At 38.9% G+C, this 6,228-nt stretch carries 7 protein-coding genes and 1 tRNA gene; 7 read left to right on the forward strand and 1 reads right to left on the reverse strand.

Going from position 1 to position 6,228, the window contains the following annotated elements; translation table 11 throughout:
- Positions 1 to 420: 420 nt before the first annotated feature.
- Positions 421 to 975, forward strand: coding sequence for a Type 1 glutamine amidotransferase-like domain-containing protein (locus ACNF42_RS08240; protein WP_443340289.1), 555 nt, complete (start codon positions 421 to 423; stop codon positions 973 to 975).
- Positions 976 to 1,088: 113 nt separating this feature from the next.
- Here the strand turns inward: ACNF42_RS08240 and ACNF42_RS08245 are convergent.
- Positions 1,089 to 1,160: transfer RNA gene (locus ACNF42_RS08245), tRNA-Ala, on the reverse strand.
- Positions 1,161 to 1,428: 268 nt separating this feature from the next.
- On the opposite strand from ACNF42_RS08245, the gene ACNF42_RS08250 reads away from it, so the two are divergent.
- From ACNF42_RS08250 to ACNF42_RS08275, 6 genes are all read left to right on the forward strand, one after another.
- The gene (locus ACNF42_RS08250; protein ID WP_443340290.1) at positions 1,429 to 2,157 is read left to right on the forward strand and encodes an isopentenyl phosphate kinase; all 729 of its coding nucleotides are present in this window, start codon (positions 1,429 to 1,431) and stop codon (positions 2,155 to 2,157) included.
- Positions 2,154 to 3,206, forward strand: coding sequence for a type 2 isopentenyl-diphosphate Delta-isomerase (fni, locus tag ACNF42_RS08255; RefSeq protein ID WP_443340291.1), 1,053 nt, complete (start codon positions 2,154 to 2,156; stop codon positions 3,204 to 3,206). The genes ACNF42_RS08250 and fni overlap by 4 nt, the downstream gene beginning before the upstream one ends.
- A complete protein-coding gene (locus ACNF42_RS08260) occupies positions 3,196 to 3,744 on the forward strand; it encodes a ZPR1 zinc finger domain-containing protein (protein WP_443340292.1) in 549 nt (182 codons plus the stop codon). Before fni ends, ACNF42_RS08260 begins: the two co-directional genes overlap by 11 nt.
- Before the next feature lie 76 nt (positions 3,745 to 3,820).
- A complete protein-coding gene (locus ACNF42_RS08265) occupies positions 3,821 to 4,768 on the forward strand; it encodes an NAD-dependent epimerase/dehydratase family protein (protein WP_443340293.1) in 948 nt (315 codons plus the stop codon).
- Positions 4,769 to 4,881: 113 nt separating this feature from the next.
- Positions 4,882 to 5,514 (forward strand): hypothetical protein, encoded by a 633-nt coding sequence (locus ACNF42_RS08270; RefSeq protein ID WP_443340294.1) that lies wholly within the window; start codon positions 4,882 to 4,884, stop codon positions 5,512 to 5,514.
- 32 nt (positions 5,515 to 5,546) lie between these two features.
- Positions 5,547 to 6,170, forward strand: coding sequence for an aminotransferase class I/II-fold pyridoxal phosphate-dependent enzyme (locus ACNF42_RS08275; RefSeq protein ID WP_443340295.1), 624 nt, complete (start codon positions 5,547 to 5,549; stop codon positions 6,168 to 6,170).
- Positions 6,171 to 6,228 lie beyond the last annotated feature (58 nt).

Genomic DNA, 6,228 nt, shown 5'->3' on the forward strand with positions numbered 1-6,228 from the left:
AATTATTTAAGAAATTTCATGGGAAATAGTGATAAAAAGGGATAATTAAGAAAATAAACAGTCAAAAATAGATTGATCTTCAGCGGTAATCAGGAAGTTATGCAGAAAATTTACAGAATAAGGTAGAAAATAGAAAACCTCCCGAGAAATACTGCATTTATCAGTAATATATATTTGTACAGCAATCTTTATTAGCGAGATAAGTGCTGCAGGAGTGTCATTTGAATGGCCAAAATGCGTTTTTATATCCTCTTAAGAATTACGACCAGATTTGGTTGATATTATCCAAACTATAAGCTGTCTGCCTTGATCCATCTAAGATCAAACTTGTGTATTAGGAATGAAACCGCATTTCATTAATATTTTAAGGGAATATTTCAAAACAATGGATTTTAAGAATGCTACTCGCATTACCTTTATATGGTTTCCCAAATCATAATCCTGCAGGGAGGAGAGGACGTTAAACGGAGGACAAACGAAACCCTGTTCAAGGACGTGAGGAAGTTATCAAGTTTAGGGAAGATTCTGGTTATACCTTGGACTTCGGATTCTCTTGAGAAGGAAGCTGAATATTCGAGGGTGTTACGTGACTATTTTTCACATTGCGGCTTTGAAGAGGTATTGTTTCTGGCCAAAAACGATCCTGAAAATAATATCCAACGAAAATTCTCTGAGGTAGACACCATTTATCTTCCAGGTGGAGACACTGAGGTTCTATATCGCGAGTTAAAACAGAGAGCTTTGCAGGATAGGTTATTTGAGTTCACAGGCATAATAATCGGTAATTCTGCCGGGGCAATTGTACTTTCAAAGGGAGGGTTGGGAGACGGAAAATTCCACACAGGTTTCGGTCTCGTTGATTTCTATGTTTCCGTTCATTATAAGCTAAATGCAGGTCACGTTGCAGAAACGAAAGATGCTATAAATATCAATATTCCTGAAAATATGTGGGTCACGGTAACAAATGAAAAATAATCAAATCCGGTAACGCTTTTCCATGCTCGCATATCAGAAATCAAGAGGATAGGCAAGTAGCAGGCGGAAGGAAAAGTTACGGACGGGAGATATGAGAGAATTGGAATTCACAATGGACCGGTCGGGATTTGAACCCGAGGCCTCCTGCTTGCAAAGCAGGCGATCTACCGCTGATCTACCGGCCCCTTCTTATCTGGATGTTAAAGTTTTATTTAATCCTTGACAAAAATGCGAGTTTATTTCATTTTTCATTAGAGTATTCTCATTGTCATAGTTTGTGTAGTTGAAAGCCTTATGCTTGGAAGATGGACAATAATCTGTGAATTTAAATCCAAACCATCAAATGACCTTGGTCATTTTGAAAACAGATTACACTGAAAAATATGCTGTAATTATTAAAAGGAAAAAGAGTCTAAAAAAATAAATATGCTGAAGTTGGATCGAGTGCTTGTAATGAAAATTATAAAAATAGGCGGTAGTCTGATCACTGATAAGGGAGAATACAGAAAATTTAATGAAAAAAACGCCAGAGAAATGATTAAAGAGATATCAAAGGATCAATTTATTCTTGTACATGGAGGTGGATCCTTTGGACATATTGCCAGCAAAAAATATGGCCTTCCTGGAAAAATATCAAAGGAAACTATATTTGGATCTTGCGTTGTGAAGAATGACATGGCACTTCTCAATAATCACGTTGTTTCCATTATGATGGATGAGGGAATACCTGCAATTGGCTTCTCTCCCTTCAATCTCTGGAATGGAGAGAAATTTGACTATTCACCCGTGAAAAAGGCATTCAAGAGTGGTATTGTCCCAGTTCTATACGGGGATGCTTTCATTGACCACGAAACTATCAAGATTGAATCGGGTGACGATATAATGGTTGATCTTGCGGATATTTTCAAGCCAGAATACGCAATCTTCCTTTCTGACGTTGATGGTGTATTTGATGACGACCCGAAGAAAAATAAAAATTCGAAATTGATAAGACAATTCAATGGAGAAAGCATAAAATTTCAGGGTGTTGAAAATGATGTAACCGGAGGAATGCTGAAAAAATTTAACTCCATGATTAAGTGCAGGCAGATGGGTGTAAAAACCTATTTGATCAATGGTAAATACCCTCAAAGAATTATGGATATAGAGAAGGGAAATTTCATCGGGACGGAATTTATATGATAGCAAATAGAAAGGAGGAACATATTCGAATTGCTGAAAAAAATGAGGTCAATGCAGCACATAACTACTGGGATGACATAATAATGGTTCACAGATCGATTCCGGAGGTTGATTTTAATTCAATTGAAACCAGAACCAATTTTTTGGGAATTGAGGTGGATTATCCCATGCTCATCTCTTCCATGACCGGTGGGACAGACCTTGCAAAGAAAATAAACAGAAATCTTGCCATGGCAGCAGAAAAGTTCAATATACCCATGGGGCTCGGAAGCATGAGGGCAGCAGTGGAGCACAGGGAACTTGGTGATACCTATTCTGTTATCAACGATTTCAAGATTCCAGTAAAAATTGCAAACATAGGTGCACCTCAACTTATAGAACAGGATAAGAAACCCCTGAAGGAAAAGGACCTTGATTACCTCATCGATCTCATAGGTGCAAAATTTCTCATAATACACTTTAACTTCCTTCAGGAGATGATACAACCTGAAGGGGACAGAAACTCAGAGGGTGTTCTGAAGAGAGTTAAGGAAATTGCTGCAAGTTATCCAGTAATTGCCAAGGAAACTGGAGCAGGTTTCTCAAGGGATGACATTAATGATCTGATAGATGCCGGTGTGAAGGCCATAGATGTTGGAGGCCTTGGAGGGACCAGCTTTGCAGCTATAGAATATTACAGAGCGGAAAAGACAGGAGATATGGAAAAGACTAGGGCAGGAAAAACATTCTGGAACTGGGGTGTTCCATCACCAGTGAGCATTATGCTTGCCTCAGAAAAGATACCAGTGATTGGAAGTGGTGGGCTTAGAAACGGACTGGATCTGTTCAAGGCCATATCTCTGGGTGCTATGGCTGGTGGATTTGCCAGGACACTTCTGGAAGGAGCCGATGAATCCTTTGAAACCGTTGATATGAATATAAGAACCATAATAAGAGAATTCAAGATAGGAATGATGCTTACAGGAACCAAAAAGATGATGGATGCAAGGAAAAAGAGCAGAATAATAAAGGGAGAGCTCAAAGAGTGGATTGATAGTTATGTCGGATGATTATGAAATACCTGTTGAGGAAGAGACAAATGTAAAGTGTCCTGTGTGTGGATCCAATCTGTTCTTCATTCAGATGCTCACGGACATTGCCTATGAAAGAAGAATTCTTGTACAGTCATACTTTTGCAAAAAGTGCCTTTTCAAGAAAAATGATGTTGTTCAGCTAGACAGAAATAAGCCCATAAGGATAAGTTACTCAGTAAGAAACAGGGAGGATATTAGAACGACCCTTTACAGATCTCCAGAGGCAAGAGTTGTAATACCGGAGATTGGTGCAGAAATTGAACCTGGAGATATTTCCAGCGGTGAGATAACAACTGTTGAAGGGATACTGACTCAGATATCGGAAAAAATGGATATCATACTGAGGGATTTTGAGGGGACAGAGATAGAGAGAAATGAAGCGGAAGAGACCCTTAAAAGGATCAGGGAGATGAATATACTTCCATTCACACTTGTACTTGAGGATGAATCTGGAATGAGCAGAATTCAGAGCAGCAGGGCTGTCATAGAAAATATTGAAGAAAAACTCAGATAGATAGGCAATTTTTAATAATTAAAATTCCATTGGACGCATTCAATTAATATTATTTATACATGGGCAATAAGGGGGCATGATAAAGGACAGGTCAATTTTGATTCCTGGTGGAGCTGGTTTCATAGGTTCCAATATGGCCGAATGGCTCTATGAGCATAATGATGTTACGATTATTGACAACCTCTCTGGTGGAAATCTGTCAAATCTCAATACATTCAAAGATAAGGTGAAGTTCATAAATGGAGATATAAGAAAGGAAGATTCCCTTAATGGCATAAAGGATTCCTTCGACATAGTGATTCATCTTGCGGCGAATTCCGATGTTAGGGCTGGGAGCACAGATACGAAATCTGACATGGATATTAACGTGATTGGAACCCATAATTTACTGGAATTTATGAGAAAGAAAGACATCAAGAGTATGATATTCTCATCAACGTCAACAGTATATGGAGAGGCTGACGTGATTCCAACACCTGAAAATTACGGCCCATGCCTGCCCATATCCCTCTACGGTGCATCGAAACTTGCCAATGAAGGTTTCATATGGTCCTACTATCACTATTATGGGATAAAACCAACAATTTTCAGATTTGCAAACATAGTTGGCAGAAATTCGACCCATGGTGTGATTCACGACTTCATCCTGAAACTGAAGAAGAATCCAAAGGAGCTTGAAATTCTTGGTGACGGGAGACAGGAGAAATCTTACATGCATATAGACGATTGCGTTGGAGCCATGCTGCACATATACGAAAGGGATTCCAAAGGAGATGTGGTCAACCTTGGAAATGATGAGAGAACAAGTGTGAAGAGGATAGGGGAGATTGTGTGCAATGCCATGAATCTGAAAAATGTTAAATTCCACTACACCGGTGGCATAGACGGCAGAGGATGGGCCGGTGATATAAAGATTGCACAGCTTTCCATTGAAAAAATGAAAAAATATGGGTGGAATAACAGATACAACAGCGAGCAGTCTGTGGTTAAGGCATCTGAAGAGATAGTGAAGCAGATGGCATAATCATAGAGAATTAATAATTACTATTATTTGAAAACGTTTCAGGCAAAATATTCCTGATATGTTAGCTAATCCACTCTTATATCTAGAATTGATTGTTAATTTAGTGATAAAAAATGAAATCAATGGAAAACTGGTTTTATGTAGGTCTCATTTCCATAATCATAGTGTTTGGAATGGGAATGTATTTTACAGGAGCTGTATCTCATGAAACTCCTTCAACTTCAACTGCGAATGGAGAAAATACATATAACTTAACACTGGTAATTACAAATCAGAATTACTTGGCAAGCCAGAACCACTTACAGCCTGCATACTATGTTCTTCAGAACGGAAAACTGCTCTCATCAGCACAGATATATCTGCCTGCTAACAGTATAATAAAAGTAACAATCATAAACTACGATTACGGACCTGGAACTGTGCCTTCACAATACTCAAAGGTAATGGGAACACTCAACGGAACGGAATATGTGGTTAATGACACAAATGTGAATATGTCTGCAAATCAGAGAGGACAGTATGTTACTTCTGTGCCTTCCTCTGAACTTGCACACACCTTTACAATACCCAAACTGGGACTTAACATAATGGTTCCATCTGACTCCATAGTTTCAGCCGAGTTCCAGACATATGGTCCAGGAACATACGGATGGCAGTGTCAGGTTGATTGTGGTACAGGTCCCAGTGGATGGGGCGGTGCAATGTCCACACCTGGCTGGATGATGGGTCAGGTTATAATACAGTAAACAAATTTTTAATTTTAGATGTATTTTCCTTTATGGAAAATATATTTGATAATATTTTTAGCTGGATCAACAGCAACAATTACAGAGCAAAATTTGATCTCACTGCAAGTGGGATGAATTCCAGTATTTTTATTAACTCAGGCATTGATTTTGTAAGAGAGGAATTTCAAAAAGAAGCAACAAAGATGGAGGAAAACTTTTACAGCACCGTTTCTGAGATATACGGGGTCGAAAAGAATGAGGTCATGAGCACAAACGGCGGATCCGAGGCCATTCAGCTCGCATCCCTCTTCCTTTCCAGGGAGTCAGAAAGAATCATCATCACGGTACCTGAATACGAACCAATGTACTTCGTACCTGAAAGATATGGTTTCAAAAGCCATCGTATTATGAGGGATCAGAAATATGAGCTGCAGAAAAACGAATCCCTGAGTTTTACAGATCCTAACAATCCAACTGGTGACATCCTATCAAAAGCGGAATTTTTTAAATCTGCACTTGAGGATCATCTTGTATATTGCGATGAAACCTTTTCCGAATTCAGATTTCCAAAAAAGCCCCAGACAAATTTCACTAGTATAGCGTTTCCTAATTATACTTGCAATATCATGCTCCTATTCCACCTGGCATCTCATCCATCCTGTATTTCCACGTGAAGACAACAGGTTCGCTGTTTGTCTCTTCTATGTAACTTAGAATCCTTTTTTTCAGGTC

The organism is Cuniculiplasma thermophilum (assembly GCF_052315355.1).
Lineage (GTDB): Archaea > Thermoplasmatota > Thermoplasmata > Thermoplasmatales > Thermoplasmataceae > Cuniculiplasma.

Bases quoted from the DNA above. Each gene is read 5' to 3' on its own strand.
- ACNF42_RS08240 (WP_443340289.1), top strand. From the start codon at position 421: ATGGTTTCCCAAATCATAATCCTGCAGGGAGGAGAGGACGTTAAACGG.
- ACNF42_RS08250 (WP_443340290.1), top strand. From the start codon at position 1,429: ATGAAAATTATAAAAATAGGCGGTAGTCTGATCACTGATAAGGGAGAA.
- fni (WP_443340291.1), top strand. From the start codon at position 2,154: ATGATAGCAAATAGAAAGGAGGAACATATTCGAATTGCTGAAAAAAAT.
- ACNF42_RS08260 (WP_443340292.1), top strand. From the start codon at position 3,196: ATGTCGGATGATTATGAAATACCTGTTGAGGAAGAGACAAATGTAAAG.
- ACNF42_RS08265 (WP_443340293.1), top strand. From the start codon at position 3,821: ATGATAAAGGACAGGTCAATTTTGATTCCTGGTGGAGCTGGTTTCATA.
- ACNF42_RS08270 (WP_443340294.1), top strand. From the start codon at position 4,882: ATGAAATCAATGGAAAACTGGTTTTATGTAGGTCTCATTTCCATAATC.
- ACNF42_RS08275 (WP_443340295.1), top strand. From the start codon at position 5,547: ATGGAAAATATATTTGATAATATTTTTAGCTGGATCAACAGCAACAAT.